At 32.1% G+C, this 16,065-nt stretch carries 12 protein-coding genes and 2 pseudogenes; 1 reads left to right on the top strand and 13 read right to left on the bottom strand.

Annotated elements, in window-relative coordinates:
* Window positions 1–2: 2 nt before the first annotated feature.
* From ACS604_RS14785 to ACS604_RS14830, 10 genes and pseudogenes are all read right to left on the bottom strand, one after another.
* On the bottom strand, window positions 3–887 hold the full coding sequence (locus ACS604_RS14785) for a DUF4747 family protein (RefSeq protein WP_336039294.1): 885 nt from the start codon (window positions 885–887) through the stop codon (window positions 3–5).
* A 74-nt stretch (window positions 888–961) separates the two neighbouring features.
* On the bottom strand, window positions 962–1,135 hold the full coding sequence (locus ACS604_RS14790; protein ID WP_171254387.1) for a hypothetical protein: 174 nt from the start codon (window positions 1,133–1,135) through the stop codon (window positions 962–964).
* Between the two features lie 124 nt (window positions 1,136–1,259).
* Entirely contained in the window at window positions 1,260–1,811 is a 552-nt protein-coding gene (locus tag ACS604_RS14795; RefSeq protein WP_336039297.1) for a DNA-binding protein, read from the bottom strand.
* Between the two features lie 28 nt (window positions 1,812–1,839).
* Complete coding sequence (locus ACS604_RS14800; RefSeq protein ID WP_474772084.1) at window positions 1,840–2,940, bottom strand: hypothetical protein; 1,101 nt, start codon at window positions 2,938–2,940, stop codon at window positions 1,840–1,842.
* Between the two features lie 300 nt (window positions 2,941–3,240).
* Window positions 3,241–6,147: a type I restriction endonuclease subunit R gene (locus ACS604_RS14805; RefSeq protein WP_474772085.1), complete on the bottom strand. Its 2,907-nt coding sequence runs from the start codon at window positions 6,145–6,147 to the stop codon at window positions 3,241–3,243.
* Between the two features lie 125 nt (window positions 6,148–6,272).
* Window positions 6,273–7,184: a DUF5655 domain-containing protein gene (locus ACS604_RS14810; RefSeq protein WP_134262913.1), complete on the bottom strand. Its 912-nt coding sequence runs from the start codon at window positions 7,182–7,184 to the stop codon at window positions 6,273–6,275.
* 60 nt (window positions 7,185–7,244) lie between these two features.
* Window positions 7,245–7,679 (bottom strand): hypothetical protein, encoded by a 435-nt coding sequence (locus tag ACS604_RS14815; RefSeq protein WP_474772087.1) that lies wholly within the window; start codon window positions 7,677–7,679, stop codon window positions 7,245–7,247.
* Between the two features lie 18 nt (window positions 7,680–7,697).
* Window positions 7,698–8,474, bottom strand: a pseudogene (locus ACS604_RS14820) (restriction endonuclease subunit S); the annotation flags it as partial.
* Window positions 8,454–8,945: pseudogene (locus ACS604_RS14825) on the bottom strand (restriction endonuclease subunit S); the annotation flags it as partial. The pseudogenes ACS604_RS14825 and ACS604_RS14820, both read right to left, overlap by 21 nt.
* Entirely contained in the window at window positions 8,945–10,516 is a 1,572-nt protein-coding gene (locus ACS604_RS14830; RefSeq protein ID WP_474772089.1) for a type I restriction-modification system subunit M, read from the bottom strand. The pseudogene ACS604_RS14825 and the gene ACS604_RS14830, both read right to left, overlap by 1 nt.
* A gap of 207 nt (window positions 10,517–10,723) precedes the next feature.
* Here ACS604_RS14830 and ACS604_RS14835 point away from each other — a divergent pair, with 207 nt between their 5' ends.
* Complete coding sequence (locus ACS604_RS14835; protein WP_323739672.1) at window positions 10,724–11,173, top strand: hypothetical protein; 450 nt, start codon at window positions 10,724–10,726, stop codon at window positions 11,171–11,173.
* 45 nt (window positions 11,174–11,218) lie between these two features.
* Here ACS604_RS14835 and ACS604_RS14840 read toward each other — a convergent pair whose 3' ends face one another.
* The 3 genes from ACS604_RS14840 to ACS604_RS14850 all read right to left on the bottom strand — a co-directional run bounded on the left by ACS604_RS14840 (window position 11,219) and on the right by ACS604_RS14850 (window position 16,053).
* A complete protein-coding gene (locus tag ACS604_RS14840) occupies window positions 11,219–11,809 on the bottom strand; it encodes a hypothetical protein (protein WP_474772090.1) in 591 nt (196 codons plus the stop codon).
* Between the two features lie 250 nt (window positions 11,810–12,059).
* A complete protein-coding gene (locus ACS604_RS14845) occupies window positions 12,060–12,491 on the bottom strand; it encodes a hypothetical protein (protein WP_474772091.1) in 432 nt (143 codons plus the stop codon).
* A 367-nt stretch (window positions 12,492–12,858) separates the two neighbouring features.
* Window positions 12,859–16,053, bottom strand: a complete 3,195-nt coding sequence (locus ACS604_RS14850; protein ID WP_474772092.1) for a DEAD/DEAH box helicase — start codon at window positions 16,051–16,053, stop codon at window positions 12,859–12,861.
* Window positions 16,054–16,065: the final 12 nt, after the last annotated feature.

Here is a 16,065-nt window from a genome sequence, read left to right on the forward strand (position 1 = left end):
TATTATTCATTTTCAATACTATTAACGATTTCTAGGCCTTTTGACAGAATTAAATCATCTTGATCCACCACATCAGGGTCATATTGAATACGTACAATTAAAGGATTAGATTCAGCAGTACTTTTATCCTCAATTAACTCTTCTTCATTTTCAATTTTGTATTCAACGACACCATAATTTGTTGCTAACTTTACTAACTCTTTAGCTTTATCACTTAAAGCCAAAAAGTCATTTTTCCCAGCAACAAAGGTTTGCATATACACTTCAATATTTTGATCATTCATATCTACAAGAATTTGCTTCTCCAATTCTGTTAGATCTTCAGAAAATGGTTTTTCAAAACTTAAATGAATTCGCTTCAATTTTTTAGACTGAATAATTTTTTGCGCGGTAATAATTTCTGGTACAACACTTACTACAATTCGACCAAATTTTGATTGTAACTTCTCTGTAATTAGTAAGTTCTTCAAAAACTCTTCTAGAATACTTACTGTTACTTCATTGTCTGGATATTTGATTTCACAAACTAACTTCTGATGTAAAGGATAGAATACAAATTTGAAAAATCTTGGATTTGCTTTTAAATTCGCTGGAATATAGCTTTCTTCTACATTTTGATTACGATTTCTCTCATCTTTTTCCTCATCATACCAATCATTCGTGATTCCATTACTTTTGAATACTTCCCCCTTAAAACCATTAATTAAATTATTTTCATTAAGTGGTTTAATTGAGCGTAGCTTTAAATAATTGTTCCGTGTCAAAGGAATCTCACGATAATTTTTCTGTAGCTCTTTAAAAAGGGATACATATGTTTCAGGTGTTACACCTTCTCTTAATAGTTTGATGTCAACAACTGCATAATTAACTGTTCGCTTACGCGCCATTTTAAAAACCTCTAAATAAAAAATTAATTGATTTGATCAATAGTTCCTAGAAACCATTGATCATAAAAAAATACTTACTTTTCCTTACGAACACCTTTGAAGGGTGTTTTTTCAGATGTCTTAACATCCATAAAACGCCCAGTGTCTGTGTCACGCTTAACCCAATGACCACTCGGGGTTTGAGTTTGAGAACGGTCTCGAACCATTCCATTACGATGTCCATCACCTGAAGGAGGATTTGTAGCCATAACTTAATTTCCCTTTCTGCTTAATTTAATCTGTTTAACCAGAGTCTTTCAAAAAGGGCTTTCGCCCTTTTGAATACTATAACCAAAAAAATCTGGTTAAGTCAAACAGTTTAATCAGATTTTTTTATTCTTTTATTGCTCGATAAACAAACTCATGTCCACCAGATGACGCCGTTTCTTTTTCACCTAATATATAACCTTGATTAAAAAGCTTTTTTAACTTCATACTTGCATTCGGAATAGAAATATCAAAATGATTAGCAATCAAAGAAGTAGTCACTTTAGGTTGTTCATAGATATAATCTAATAACTCTTGAGAAGAGGTTGTAATTTTGGGACCAATCCAAATTCTCTTACCTTCATGATGAATCAATAAAGGCTGTTCTTTAGCCTCTGCACCGTATTGCCAATTATCAATTAAATCTTTATTTTTGAAATTCGTTAAATAAAAAGCTTTTTCCCCTCGGAAATTTTTTGCTAGTGATACGATACTTTCTCTTGGGAAAGAAGCGTCTGTAGCATCAATACCTCGTAAAGATACCTCGAAAATTGAGTAATCAGGATTTTCATCAATATACATTGATATAGCTTGATAAACTTCTCTCCCTTCTTGATTGCCGAAAGCAACAGATGAGTTAACAAGTTTTCTAAGCTCAATAAAATTTTTTTTAGTCATCTGTTAAATTTAACCTGTTTAAACAGCTTCAGTCAATTATAAAATCAAAACAGATATGTGTACCATGTATATAAGTTAAATTTCTGAGTATATCTTCACTGATCAACTCACCTTTTCGATAGATCAATTGAATACTAAAATTCATTAACCTAATGCTCAGATTGGCATCGAATTTACTTGCATTATCACTGGTGCTTTTAAAGCCTAATCCTCTACCACTACTTTTACCAAATCGAGTAATTTTTCCTTTTGAAAAAACCTCCAATGCCAAGCCTATATCTGATTCTTCTTGGTCCTCAGGATATTTTTTATATAGGTCTGGATAGTAATGTTTAAGAGTTGTCCTTAATGTTGACACCACACCTCTACCACTATCAGAAATTACCGCCTGTATATGTTTTTTTGAATTAGGTGGGCTATATAACTGTAATCCAGAAAATCCTTTTAATTTAGACTCACTATGATCACTTACATTCCCAATAAACTCAGCAAAAAATAGAGTTGCGACATTCGCATATTCTGGTGAGGTCTGTGTAATAAAGCTTGTTCTCAAGTCATCTTTCAATTGCTTATTTTCACTACTTGGACAAATCTCACCAAACTCAACTAAAGTCTGACACTTTCCCTTAAATTGTTGTGCAGTTGAAGAAATAGGTCTTTTAGGTAAAATAATAATCCCTTTATTTGCGAGTTCAAAGAAACCAGCTCTATTCAAATAACTAAGTGAATCAGAGCAATTATCAAGATCTATAACAACCTTAACTCCATAATCATTAAGCTGATTTATCAATGAAATAAATCTAGCAATAACTTCCAATAATAATTTTGTATTCTTTTTAAAGATGAAAGATACTCTTACTCTATCCTCAAAAAAAACACGTCCTGCTAAGACTTCATTTTCATAGGTATTTGCATCTATCCATCCCGATGGAAAATCAACTTTAATTTCCCTAACATTCAATGAATCTTTATTGTTCCACGTAAAATCTGCCTCATCTCTTACATAAGACTCTTTATTCTGTGCTAGAAATGAATTTATTTCTTTTTTATGCCAACCGAGAATGGCTGCTATTTCAGCACCTTTTAAATTAGGTTTTACCTCTAAAAGATGTTTTATAGAATTTTTCATTCTACCCTCTAAAATTCTTAATTTTTAATAATCATCAAGTATGAATAGAGATGCATTTTAAGTTCTTGTTAAAGTAATATAAATACTAAAATACTATTTATTTTAGTCATAACAAATAACCATTCCCTTTTGCTTGCTTATAGGCCCATTTTCCAACTTCATGTGAAGGTTATGGTCACACATAATACAATTGAAATTCTAATGGTAGCCCGTTTTGACATGGACGAGCCGAATCTAAAATATTAATCGTTAACTGCAATATTTAGAATTTTCGTAACCACTACAAGCGAATAGAAAGATTTATATTTTCAAATCAAAGCGACTTAATAACCCATTCGTCTTAGTATGTAAGTCTGCATAATATATTACTCGCTTTCTTCCTAATGGCGGTTTTTTTATCGGTAGTTCTTTAATTTCATGAATGAGTGGTAACCGTTCTGTAAATTCAAAATTATCTGCAACTTTATTGAACTCATCTTTTTTCAGCTGCTCTTCATTACAGAAAATGTCATAGGCACGATGTTTCTCCGCATCCCAAAATGCGGCAAAGGCTTCCTGTACAGTTTCCCCTGTTACCATTTTAGGAATTTGCTCATTGATAAATTTTTCAATCAAATCACGCTTATCATATAAAGAAATATTATTATTTAATAAATCCTTAAGCTGTTTGACTCTACTGTCTTTTTGTTCCTGATTTTTAGAATTAATAATAAGATTAAGTAATTTTAAAATGTAATCTACATTAACTCGATCACTAAACAATAAATCTAGCTGGAAATCGACTTCATCTAGTACTGAAGTTTTTTCAGCTACATTCGGCCTCATTTGGTAGCTAAAAGCTAGATCTTTATATTTTGATGAATAATTTTCAAAATCTTGTTTTGTAAAAGAAGTAGCATCTTGATCATACTCTGAATACATTTTTAAACGATTATTTAGCCTCATTACATCACGGAAGGCATACACAAACGATTCTTTTTCACTTTCGCCATATAAGTCATCAACAGACTGGCATGTTGGTGTAATGTTTAATAAATTATTTACCGCTGACTCATAGAGTTTTATTACTTGCTCATAAGGGCTAACAACGACAACATTCTTTGCTTCTTTATCAGAAAACATAATCAATGCATCATCAGTCGCTTGTTTAAGATTTCGGAAGCACACGATATTTCCAAAAGGCTTTGTCTGACCATAGACTCGATTGGTACGTGAAAAAGCTTGAATTAAACCATGATGTTTTAAATTTTTATCAACATAAAGAGTATTAAGTCGTTTTGAATCGAAACCTGTCAAAAACATGTTTACAACAAGTAAGATATCAATTTCTTTACCTTTATTTTTATCTGTACCGTAAGCCTTAACTCGACTACTAATATTTTGATAATAATCGTAAAACCCTGAACCAAGACTATAGTTAGTATTAAAGGTTTGATTATAATTTGCGATATATTGGGTTAATTTCTTCTCTGCAAACTCATCAACTTGTTTAGGCGCATCAACTTCTTCCTCTGCAATAAAATCATCATCAGCTTCACTAGCTTGCTGCGCTGAAGATTGTGCATAAGAAAATATAGTTGCGATATTGAGAGGTTGATAAAGCTCATTATTTTGTTGCGCTTTTTCTAGTAGCTCAGCCTGTACTTTTTCAAATTTATCGTAATATTGAATGAGTGCTGGAACTGAAGATACACAAAACATTGCATTAAATTCACGCTGATTCGTTTTGCTAGCATGTGTTTCAATTACTTCACGTACAATTTTTTCAATTCGGCGTTCATTTTCAAAAAGTTCTCTTTTATCAATTGATTCTATTTTTTCTTCTTGTGCTTCTGGATTTTTATGTACGAAACGTCCTAAATAATCGATGTTAAACGGTAAGACATTGCCATCGTTAATGGCATCTACAATCACATATTTATGTAATAGCTTTGGAAATAAATATTCAGTGGTAAATTTTTCCCCACTTACAGTGTGGCCATTTTTTTCAAAAATTGGGGTTCCTGTAAAACCAAACATTTGCGCATTTTTAAAGAACTTTTTAATTTTTTGATGCGTTTCACCAAATTGGCTACGATGACATTCATCAAAAATAAAAATAACTTTTTGATCTTTTAGAAAGGCCATTTCATTTTCATAACGGTCATTTGAAATTGCATTGTTCAATTTCTGAATGGTTGTCACGACTAAACGATTATCTAAAGAACGTAGTTGTTTAACTAAGTTTGCTGTATTAGTTGTACTGTCTACACTGTTTTCACGAAACTTATTAAACTCTTCTGCTGTTTGACCATCTAAATCTTTACGGTCCACTACAAAGATAACTCGCTGTATTTCTGGCTGTTTAATGAGTAACTGGCTGGCTTTAAAGGAAGTCAGTGTTTTGCCCGAACCTGTGGTATGCCAAATATAAGCATTGTCTGGTGAAGTTTTAACATGCTCAATAATCTTTTCTACGGCATAAATCTGATATGGACGTAAAATCATTAAACTTTGAGTTGACTGATGCATAACAATATATTGCATCAACATTTTGGTCAGATGTTGCGGGTCTAAAAAAGTATTGGTGAATTTACCTAAATCATTAACTTTTTTATTGTTTTCATCTGTCCATGGAAAAGCAAACTCAATACTTTGTGTACCATTTGCATAGTACAAGCAATTTACACCATTGCTAATCACAAAAAACTGAATAAAGCCAAATAAACCTTCGCCTGATTTATAGGCTGTTTTGGCATATTCTAATGTTTGCTCAAAGGCTTTTTTAAGTTCTACACCAGATTTTTTAATCTCAATTTGTACTAATGGAAAACCATTAATTAATAACGTAACGTCAAAACGGCTAGTGCGTCCGTTTAAATCTCGGTGATCTGCTACAACTTGGTTAGATACCTGAAAGCTATTTTCTTGAACATCTTCACTAATAAAATGTACATGTCTTACAGATCCATCGTCGAATTTGACAGGACAGCGATTGCGTAATAGCTCTGCTTTTTTAAATACTGTGGTCTCATTACTCAAGTAATGCCAGATTTGCTTCCACTCTGAATCTGAAAATGGGTTTTCAATTTTATTAAGCTGCTGAATTTTTCTTTTAAGATTTTCTAATAGAGTTGTTTCATTACGAAGCTGGACACGCTCATAACCTAAAGTTTCAAGTTGTTGTATGAGTAAAGCTTCTAATTCCAGCTCTTTTTGTGTAGACACTATTCAATCTCTTAACTTTGTTTATTAATTACTGATTTATACCGATTACCCTATAATAAAATAGCATTTATTAAACTGCTGTTCCATAAGACAAAAATATTAAATAGCTTTTAAGATAAAGTTTTCTACTTTAAGAGTTGCTTAATAAGGCTCAAAATATATTCTAGATTTTCAGTATCCGATACATCTACTTGATAGTCGCCTACGCCCCAATGACCTATATTAGACATGTCTCTAAATAATTTTTTTGAGTCATCTAATTGCCCGATTTTTGTATTCAAGGTCAATCTAAGTAATTTCTTATAGACTTCTATATAAACATAATTCTTCTTATGTCGTTTAAATGATATATAAAGCTTTTTGGCATTAATTTCTAAGTCTGGTGCTAAATTTAAAATTGCGTCTCGGAACTGTTCATAAAGTTCTTTAATATCATCTGATTTATCTGCTAGATGATAATCTTCATCGTACTGTTTGATTTCCTTTGAAATCGTTTTTATCTCTTTAGAGCTTTCTGTTTGAACTTGTTTAATTGATGGCGCAGATTTGGTTTTTTGCATCGGGTTAATTGAAATAATTCCCCCTTCATAGCGTTTGATTTCCCAAAGCTCGATACCTAAATCTTTAAAGTTGGTTGATTGCTTTTGAAAGTCAGTAAAGCTTGGTGAAACAAAAATAATTCGACTTTGTGACCAATCTACATCTTGTCGCTTTAAGTTTTTAGCCTGACTTTCGTTATATTCCACAATAAAATCAGCTTTGTATTCAAGCATTAGGTTTAAGTAAGATATACCTTGATCTATAACGCTATAGTTACGGTCACGTTTGTATTCAATAATTACAAATGCTTTACTCTCAGGGTCAAAAGCGAGCGTATCAATGCGATTACTTTTAATCGTGAACTCAGATTTAATAAACTCTAGACCTGTAAACTCGTAAAGGTTGCTCTCAAAAACTGATTGAATCTCTTTTTCTAAGCGAAAAGGAGTTTCTGTTAACTCAACAAGCTTTTGGTCTTGGGTACGATAAATCTGCATTTATTTAGTTCACTCATAAATCTATTAATTTTATATTTGAAAAGCTCTATACCTTAATACTTAATTATCTTTAAACGTACAGACTGAACTTTGTAGTGACATTCCCATTAAAGTATATTTACCTTGATCTATATCTTTTGCAAAAGTAAAAGCATCGACATTTTTGGCACATTCTTCGTATTTTTTAGGTTTTCCATTCACTAATTCATTAATTTCTAAAACCACCTCATAGCGTATTTTACCCTGAATATTTTGATACTCAGTTGTAGGCCACATTGTCAATAAAACTTGTGGATTACCTTTCACTAAGACTTGATTAGGCTTATTGGAAATTTGGTATTCACTATCTTTCATCTTATAGACATTTTTCATGATCTCATTGAGAGTAATTTGATTAATATCTATTTTTTCAAAGTTAAATGTATCGGCAAAACTTAAATTACTCATAAAAAGAAGTGTTGAAAGCAAAATTACTTTTCTCAATAATTTTTTCATGGTCTCTACCTTTTATATTTACACAAACAGCTGCTGCAACAAACCTTTTTTCCACTGTTTGGCTTGTTCAATTTGCTTCGCTACAACTTCAATTTTTTGGTCGATGGCAGCGAGAAAATTAGCTATTTTGGTTTGTTCTTCTAAGCAAGGGATTCTTAATTCAACTTTACCTAAGTTACTTTTAGAAATACCCAATACAGAGATACCTGTTGCTAATTTCTTAATTTGCTCTCGCACTTCAAAAGACTGCATCATGTAACCGCAAAAGCCCAAAGCAAATGGTTTAATTGGACGTGCAATATAAGTATGTAAACCAGCAACAACTTTCTGATTATTTAAATTAATAACTTCAATCGCTTTACCAATATCTTTGTAATCTTCTGAAGCATCAGCAATAACTAGATCTCCAACTTTTAAAAATTGTTCCTTAGTAATTTTGCTTGTATTAACTTCGTTATTTAGGAACGGTATACACTCTTTATTTACATCAAAAAGCATTGAAAATTTAGTATGAATATCTCCGTAATGAATATTCATAATTTCACCATATTTAGTTAATAAAGCTCGTGAATGTGAATTGGTATTATGAAATTTAAATTGAGCAGAAAAATTGTTTTCCTCCCACTCCCCAAACTCACTCCCATCATCTGCTTTAAAACGAATCTGCTGACTAAACAGCTTTTGCATCATGCCTTGTTTATATTGGCTGAGCAGCTCGTGTTTTTGAGTCATTTGACTAATCTTTTCGTCAACTGCGGAAAGGAAAGAGGCGATTTCGGTTTGTTCTTCAAAAGAACATAGAAATAAAGGAATAGAATTGCAATTATCTTTATTCAAATAAGGTAATGCCGTCTTAGTAGCAACTTTTTCAATAAAGTTTTGATTTTTAGAAAGAGCATTTAATACAAAAACAGAGCTATATTTAGAGTTATCTAGTAAAAATGCATGTAGTTGCTGATTAATTACAATAGGTTTTGTATTAATTGCAAATAACCCTAGATCTCCTACACAAGACATGATCACAGAATTTGTAGGAACAATTTTACTTCCGACGTTTTTGGCTTCCACTTCTGAAATATAATAATTACTCTGAGTATCTGAAACATATATTTTATCTTTGATATCAGGTGTTGTAACCCAGGGTATATCTCCATCAAAAAATTTAGGCTTATTTCGCCCAGGTACAATACTATCTGAAATATCACCTATTTTCCTAAAATCCCAATCCCCATCAAATTCTTTAAACCGTAACTTTGGAACAGACATTACTTCACCTCCGCAAATGGTGAATCGATCCCAAGTTCTTTACAAAACTCAGTTATGATGGCATCAGTCTTTTGGCTTTCTACTTCTAAAGCCTTCAACGCTTGAGCAATCGCATTTAGATCAATCTCATCCTCAGCTTCAAAGGTATCGACATAACGTGGAATATTCAGGTTAAAATCATTATCTTTAACTTCTTGTAAGGTTGCGACATGCGCGTATTTGTCAATATTTTGGCGGTTTTCATACGCTCCAATAATATTATCTAAATGCTCAGGCAATAACTTGTTTTGATTTTTCTGCTTTTCAAACTCATTACTCGCATCAATAAACAAAATATTGTCTTTATGCTCTCGGTTTTTCTTGAGTACCAAAATACAAGTTGGAATAGTCGTACCATAGAAAATATTGGCAGGTAAGCCAATAATGGTATCAATCACATTCATCTGTTCAATCATGAACTGACGAATATGCCCCTCACTTGAACCACGGAACAACACACCATGCGGAAGTACTACTGCCATTGTGCCGTGCTCATCTAGTTGATATAGCATGTGCTGCACAAAAGCCATATCAGCTTTAGAACTTGGCGCAAGTTTGCCGTAAGACTTAAAGCGCTCATCATTCATAAACAATGGATCTGCCGACCACTTTGCTGAAAATGGAGGGTTCGCCACAATTGCGTCGAACTTTTTATCTAAATGCTGAGGTTTTTTTAAAGTGTCTTCTTGGCGAATATCAAACTTAGAAAAATGAACATCATGCAAAATCATGTTCATACGCGCCAAGTTGTAAGTGGTGCGGTTCATCTCTTGACCATAGATCGCATCGACATGATTTCCAACTTCACGCTTTACACGTAACAATAAAGAACCTGAACCACATGTTGGGTCATAAACACTACGTAGACGCTCTTTGCCTTGTGTGACAATACGAGCAAGTAAGGTCGAAACCATTTGGGGAGTATAAAACTCCCCTGCTTTTTTACCTGCACCCGAAGCAAACTCACCAATTAAATATTCGTAAGCATCTCCCAATACATCTGACTCTGTATTAGAAATATCAAAATCAATAGCATCTAAATGTATGATTACTTTGGCAATCAACTCATTTCGGTCGTTGGCGTTATTGCCCAACTTAGTAGAAGTTAAATCGAGGTCTTCAAATAAATGAGCAAAGTCATCAGCCGATTCAGCATCTTGCGTGCTTTGTTCAATACTTTTTAATGTTTGAATCAAGTCATCTAAAATAAACTCTTCTTTCTTCGCACGCTCAGCGATGCTATGAAATAACTGATTTGGCTCAAGAAAGTAACCCATATTTTCTAAACTTTCTTGTTTAAGGGCTTCTAAGAATTCCTGATGCTCTTCCTTACTAACATCTAAATCTGGAAATTCAACTCCTTCATCAACAAGCTCGGCATTAGCACTGTTTAACACTTTTTCAGACAAATATTTATAGAAAATCAGTCCTAAAATATAGTCACGAAATTCATCTGCACCCATTTTGCCACGTAAGGTGTTGGCAATATTCCAAAGTTGTTTTTGCAGTTCTTGGAGCTGTACTTGAGTCATGTTAAAAAGTAACCAAAATCATCATTTTAGAATGGTGCTTACTTTGGCATATTTATTCTTTTTTTTTAAGTAGAATTTTATCAGAACACTCCAATAACGACATAAATTGACGTTCTAAACCTGTTTAAAGCTTGTTTTAAAAGATGACTCATTTATCTTAACAATCACAACTATAAACAATGGTGAAATATGCTTTTTGATAATTTAATGAATAAAGAACTGCAATCATTTTCTCGAAATATTGCTTCTCAAATCTTTATCGGTGGTACAGGTTTATTATTTTTATACCGAGCAGATACAAAACCAGGGTTAGTACATTATGAGTTTTTTGGTTTATATATTGTTGGTCTTCTCCTCTTAACTTGGTCTATGTATATGGCACTAAGCAATGCCACAATTTTACGTAATGATTATCGAGATTATTTATGGCGTCAGAGTGAAAAGTTTGACCGTATACGATTAATGAAACATTCTGAAAAAGAAGATAATAAAACAAGCGATATTTTGAAAACCTTTAAAGGTTTAAATCTTGTAGATGTAATTAAATTTCGTTTCGAAGGGGCATGTATCTTACTTATGTTGTTCCTATTCACAATCATGTACATGCTTGGAATTATCGCTATTCTTTTCCAACAGGCTAAGGCTTTTGGATTTTAATTTATATAAAAAACCCGCATATGCGGGTTTTAAAATTTTAATGTCTTAATAATTTTCAGAACTACCAGTATCTAACGTTGTATCTTCAGTAGCTAATTCCTCAACAGCTACTTCCTCTTTCTGATGTTTACTAGCTGATCTTGTTTCATTTTCTAAAGTTTCTCCCGCTGCCGCATCAGCAGCAACCACCGCTGATATTTGTTCCATTGGGGTCGCATCAATTGCTATCTCATCACTTGTTTCTACTGGAAACTTAACCAAATAATCTTTATGGCAATATAACTTTACCAAACTATCAAAATAGTAATTATCAGGTCCATCAAAGATTACTTGTTTATCTGATTTAACTATAAATCTGGAGAAACCTGCATAAGCACCCCATGAGTTTTTGGCATTTACCTCACCACAATTTTTAATAACATTTCTAAATTTTGCAGAATCGCCATCTTTAAGATAATAGCGAACAGCATCCTCAACTTTTTTAAGTTCAGCTTGTTCTTTTAATTTTCTCTCTTGTTCTTGTTTAATTTTAAGTGCCTGTTCTTGAGCCTGATTTTCTTTAGCAATATCTTCTGCCGATTTACCACAACCAACTAATATCAAGGAAAATAAAAATATTCCTATTATTTTTTTCACAGTTTAACCCCTCTATATTAGAAGCTAGACTATAACGAGATTACAAAACTTTACGCAAGTGAGACCTTATAAAAATATTAAAATTTTACTTCTGTTGTGTTTATTATCTATTAATTACTTCTTCTTTCTGACTCATTCAAGCTTAATAAAATGAAAATTTAAATACTTTTTTATCAATTAGATTCAAGTTGGTTATATAGCTGAAATGAGATTTAATTTCAGCCATATTAAAAATAAGCTTTTGAAAATATTATTTTTTATATTTAATACAATTTGGGGTTAGCTTGTTAATTTTGTTGTAGTAAAACTTCAGCATTATCGTGTCACTAGCAGCTTCCTCTAAAACTAGTTGATTATCATTGATACTTATAATTCTTAATGCTTGCTCGAACTCCCCCTGTTCATTATACAACTCAATTTGATTTTGCTTATTAATTTTAAAATTCGATTTTTCAATACTATCTACAGTATAAAGACCCGTTTCAAAATCACATTGTACAGGATGTAAAGTAGCTGTATTTCCTGAAAACTCAACTAAGTTGGCAATTCCATTATTAAGCGGATGCATTGCCCATATACCTTTTAAATCTTTGGGAGTGTAGCCAAAGCTATTAGCACTAAACATTGACATGCTGACTAAAAGAAATGAAGTAAGGGATTTTTTTAATAAAGTTAATTTCATATTGATATGACCTGATTTAATCATTTTTGCCAAGGAATTTGAGATATTACAAGATGTTTATATAATCTTTATTTCGTTAGCTTTTTAAAGTACTGCACTATTCTAACTTCTATAGATCTTTTCTAAAAATAATAGTTTTTGATTTTGCTCTATTTTTTACAAAAACCTTTTCCTAGTTTTAGGAGAAGTTAAAAATTATCTTCTTATATTGTTTATAACTTGAATAATTTAAATCTTAAAAAGAAAAAGCCCCGAAATTTACGTTTCAGGGCTTTCACGAGTTTTGGTGGAGATGGCACTACTTGAAATAAATCTTAAATAATTAATTTATTAAACCTTAGTTAAATAAAACTATCCGGAACTACTTTTAGTCAATTATATCCATTAACTCTCTAGCTATATCTGTTCTAGGTTTAAGCATATCATCAGCAAGTTCTCTTTTACTGGATAAAAGCCTGTCTAACTTAACTTCAAAAGTATCAAAATTATCCGCTACAACCGTTGGATAATAAACAAATACTTCCTTATCTTGTCCAATACGATATGCACGATCTGTTGCTTGATCTTCCTTAGCTGGGTTCCAACTTCGTGTATAGTGAATAACATGATTAGCACGTTGAATATTTACCCCAAATCCCACAGCAGTAGTGGATAAAATAATTATATTAAAACCAGATTTTTCTTGAAATTTATCAATCAAATTTTGCCGTGTTAAACCCTTTTTACTGCTTGTGTTAGAGTCCCCATTTACAGTTGTGATATTTAAACCAAATCGTTCCATAAGAAGACGTTTAAGAAAAACTTGGATATCTCTAAATTCAGTAAAAATGATAACTTTTTCATTTTTCTGTTTAATAGTTTCTAATGTACTTATTAACCAATTAATTTTTGGAGAATCATTTAAAGTTGTCCCTGGATAGAACTGTAATGGATGAGCACATATCATCCTCATACTATGTAAAGAAGTTAACATAGCCCCCTGATTGCCTTCTGCTGAAAGCTTTTTAAAACGATTTACCACATCAACATACAATTGCCTTTGCAATAAACTAATCTCTATATCTTTACAGCTTCCTACTTCAACTTTAGCGGGCAAATCCGCCACATCATGCTTCATTCTTCGTAAAACTTGTGGTGCTATCGTTTCACGGAGTTTTAAAAGAACAGCTTCATCACTTCCATCAGGATTTTCTATAGATTTTCGATAAGTTTTGCCAAATTGATTTAGCGGACCTAACAAATTTTCTTGTATAAAATCAAAGAGACACCAAAGGTCGTTTAAAGAGTTTTCAACTGGTGTGCCTGTACATGCTATTTTAAAATCCGCTTTTTGAGCTTTAGCAGCTTTTGTTACCATAGCGGTAGGAACTTTAATTTTCTGTGCTTCATCACATATCATGATACTCCAGTCTTCTCTTGCTAAAGAAAACTCAAGATCACGCATTGTTTCATATGTTGTTAAAACAATATCTGCATTACCACGCCAATCTTTTTCTAAGAGATTTGTAATACCATGGTCATCTCGAAGCTGTGATGAAATTAAATGTTTAGGAATTTTCCGTTCTTTTAATTTATCACCATACAAACTTAATATTTTGGGAAATCTATTACTAAAGAATCGATTTGCTTCGGCTTCCCAATTCTCTAATAATGAAACTGGAGCAACTACCAATACTGGTTTCTTAGTTTTCGCATTTTCTAAATATTCACCAATAAAACATAATAGTTGAAGTGTTTTACCCAACCCCATATCGTCAGCTAATAAGCATCCACTCACTTGCTCAGGTGCATAGCGGTGAAGATTCTGTAACCATGCTACTCCATACGCTTGATGCTGTTTTAAACTAAACTCCTGATTTCTAAAACTACTTGGCAATCTGGCTATAGGAGGGTTATTTTCATCAAAAATTAACCGATTTGCGCGCAGTTTAGTAAATTCGGCTTCATCAATATTATTCGCAATTAATAATGTATCTTTCTTTTTCTTTTGTTGAGGAATATCTCTATCTGCTAACTTTTCATCTTGATTCTTATTTTTCGTAATACGGAGTTGATCTAATAAAATCTGAGCTTGCTCTAATAATAATTTTTTATCCGTATTTGGAACTGTTACTTCATTTAAATTATTTTGTTCTGCTTGTTTAATACATTTCTCTAATGATTCTATATTTTCATCTAATGATTGCTGTTCAAAATCTATCAGATGCTGTGGTAACCATTCGGACTCACCACTATCTCTTTTTATAAATTCAGAGTTAAGTTTTTCAACTTCTCCAATACCAATTACACGGTCACTATAATTAGACAAATCTAAAACTTGCTTTGCTTGGAGTTCATCTTGATATTTATTTATCTCATTTAGATCATTTTTTAAATCTTGAATTTGCCTATCTAAATATTTATTCCGTTCAATTTCATATCCAGCCCACATAAAAAATGGAGAATCTTTCTCATAGGCTTGAATAAAGTAAAAAGTCTGTTGTAAATTATGCAACTCTAATAGAATAGGATTCTGTTCTCTTTCAGAGTTTTCAGTAAGTTCTAATTTCGCAGATATATAATGCTTTAACTCATCATAATTTTTTTCTATTTTTAATATATAGGTATAAATTTCTGCTTGTTGCTTTGATGATTCAAAACTCTCAGCAGAAATAACTTCAATCGCGTCATCCCCTAATTGAGCAAAGGGATTATGCAGAAATGCCTGAGCTCTTTCACCAGAGACACGTCTATTTGGCATCTTTTTAATTTCATTCAGCACCTGCTTCACTTGAGGGTGTATAACAACATGAGCAATACCGCCATCAGATAAGCTAATACTATATTGATCTTGAACATTATTATATTGATCAAATGTTCTTAACCAATTAGAGGGAGCCTCATCAAATACAGGTTGAATCTCAACAATAGATTCATTGCTTATTAAATTTTTCCGAAGATTAAATTGTAGTTTTTCAGGTGCCAAAACTACGGTCTTTCTTAAAAAATCGTCTAAATTTGCCCTTGCTTTATGGGCTAAATTTCGAATCTTAGCCCAATATTTCTGGTTTAACTCTTTATCTTTATTTTCTAATCGTGAAAACTCTTTTAACTGTTCCGCAAGTCTAAAACATTGTTCATTTAATAGATATTCTTTGCCATCTAATATTAAAACTCCTCCTATTCGTGAAATAATATTTTTAATCTTAATATTGTTTTCATTTAACCAACCATCTAAAGTAATTTTAAAATTAGAATCACTTAAACCACTTTCACTTTTAATCACCGGGCGAAAAGAAGTTTGTTTTGGTAGATTAAGCAAACTAATAACATTTTTATGCTCTTCATCCTGTAAAATATGAAAGAGTTCTTCCCATGGCAATACATAGCAATCATTTTCAAGATATGCTAACTCTTCCTCTTCAAGACTTTGCCAATAAAAATCAGCATCAGTCTTAGCATTTTGTGACTTTGAAAAAATAATACCTAATTCATTATAACTAAAAGACTTTACCTCTGATTCAGTATTTTCAATGAGGAATATTTCTTCTGCTTTCTTTCTTTTCCAAAATGCTAGTTTCATTTAAGTATACCT

This window comes from Acinetobacter sp. Li1LvA2 (assembly GCF_056156705.1).

What these genes read in the sequence shown, in the direction of transcription:
- ACS604_RS14785 (WP_336039294.1), bottom strand. Translation starts at nt 887, where the DNA reads ATGGCGCGTAAGCGAACAGTTAATTATGCAGTTGTTGACATCAAACTA.
- ACS604_RS14790 (WP_171254387.1), bottom strand. Translation starts at nt 1,135, where the DNA reads ATGGCTACAAATCCTCCTTCAGGTGATGGACATCGTAATGGAATGGTT.
- ACS604_RS14795 (WP_336039297.1), bottom strand. Translation starts at nt 1,811, where the DNA reads ATGACTAAAAAAAATTTTATTGAGCTTAGAAAACTTGTTAACTCATCT.
- ACS604_RS14800 (WP_474772084.1), bottom strand. Translation starts at nt 2,940, where the DNA reads ATGAAAAATTCTATAAAACATCTTTTAGAGGTAAAACCTAATTTAAAA.
- ACS604_RS14810 (WP_134262913.1), bottom strand. Translation starts at nt 7,184, where the DNA reads ATGCAGATTTATCGTACCCAAGACCAAAAGCTTGTTGAGTTAACAGAA.
- ACS604_RS14815 (WP_474772087.1), bottom strand. Translation starts at nt 7,679, where the DNA reads ATGAAAAAATTATTGAGAAAAGTAATTTTGCTTTCAACACTTCTTTTT.
- ACS604_RS14830 (WP_474772089.1), bottom strand. Translation starts at nt 10,516, where the DNA reads ATGACTCAAGTACAGCTCCAAGAACTGCAAAAACAACTTTGGAATATT.
- ACS604_RS14835 (WP_323739672.1), top strand. Translation starts at nt 10,724, where the DNA reads ATGAATAAAGAACTGCAATCATTTTCTCGAAATATTGCTTCTCAAATC.
- ACS604_RS14845 (WP_474772091.1), bottom strand. Translation starts at nt 12,491, where the DNA reads ATGAAATTAACTTTATTAAAAAAATCCCTTACTTCATTTCTTTTAGTC.
- ACS604_RS14850 (WP_474772092.1), bottom strand. Translation starts at nt 16,053, where the DNA reads ATGAAACTAGCATTTTGGAAAAGAAAGAAAGCAGAAGAAATATTCCTC.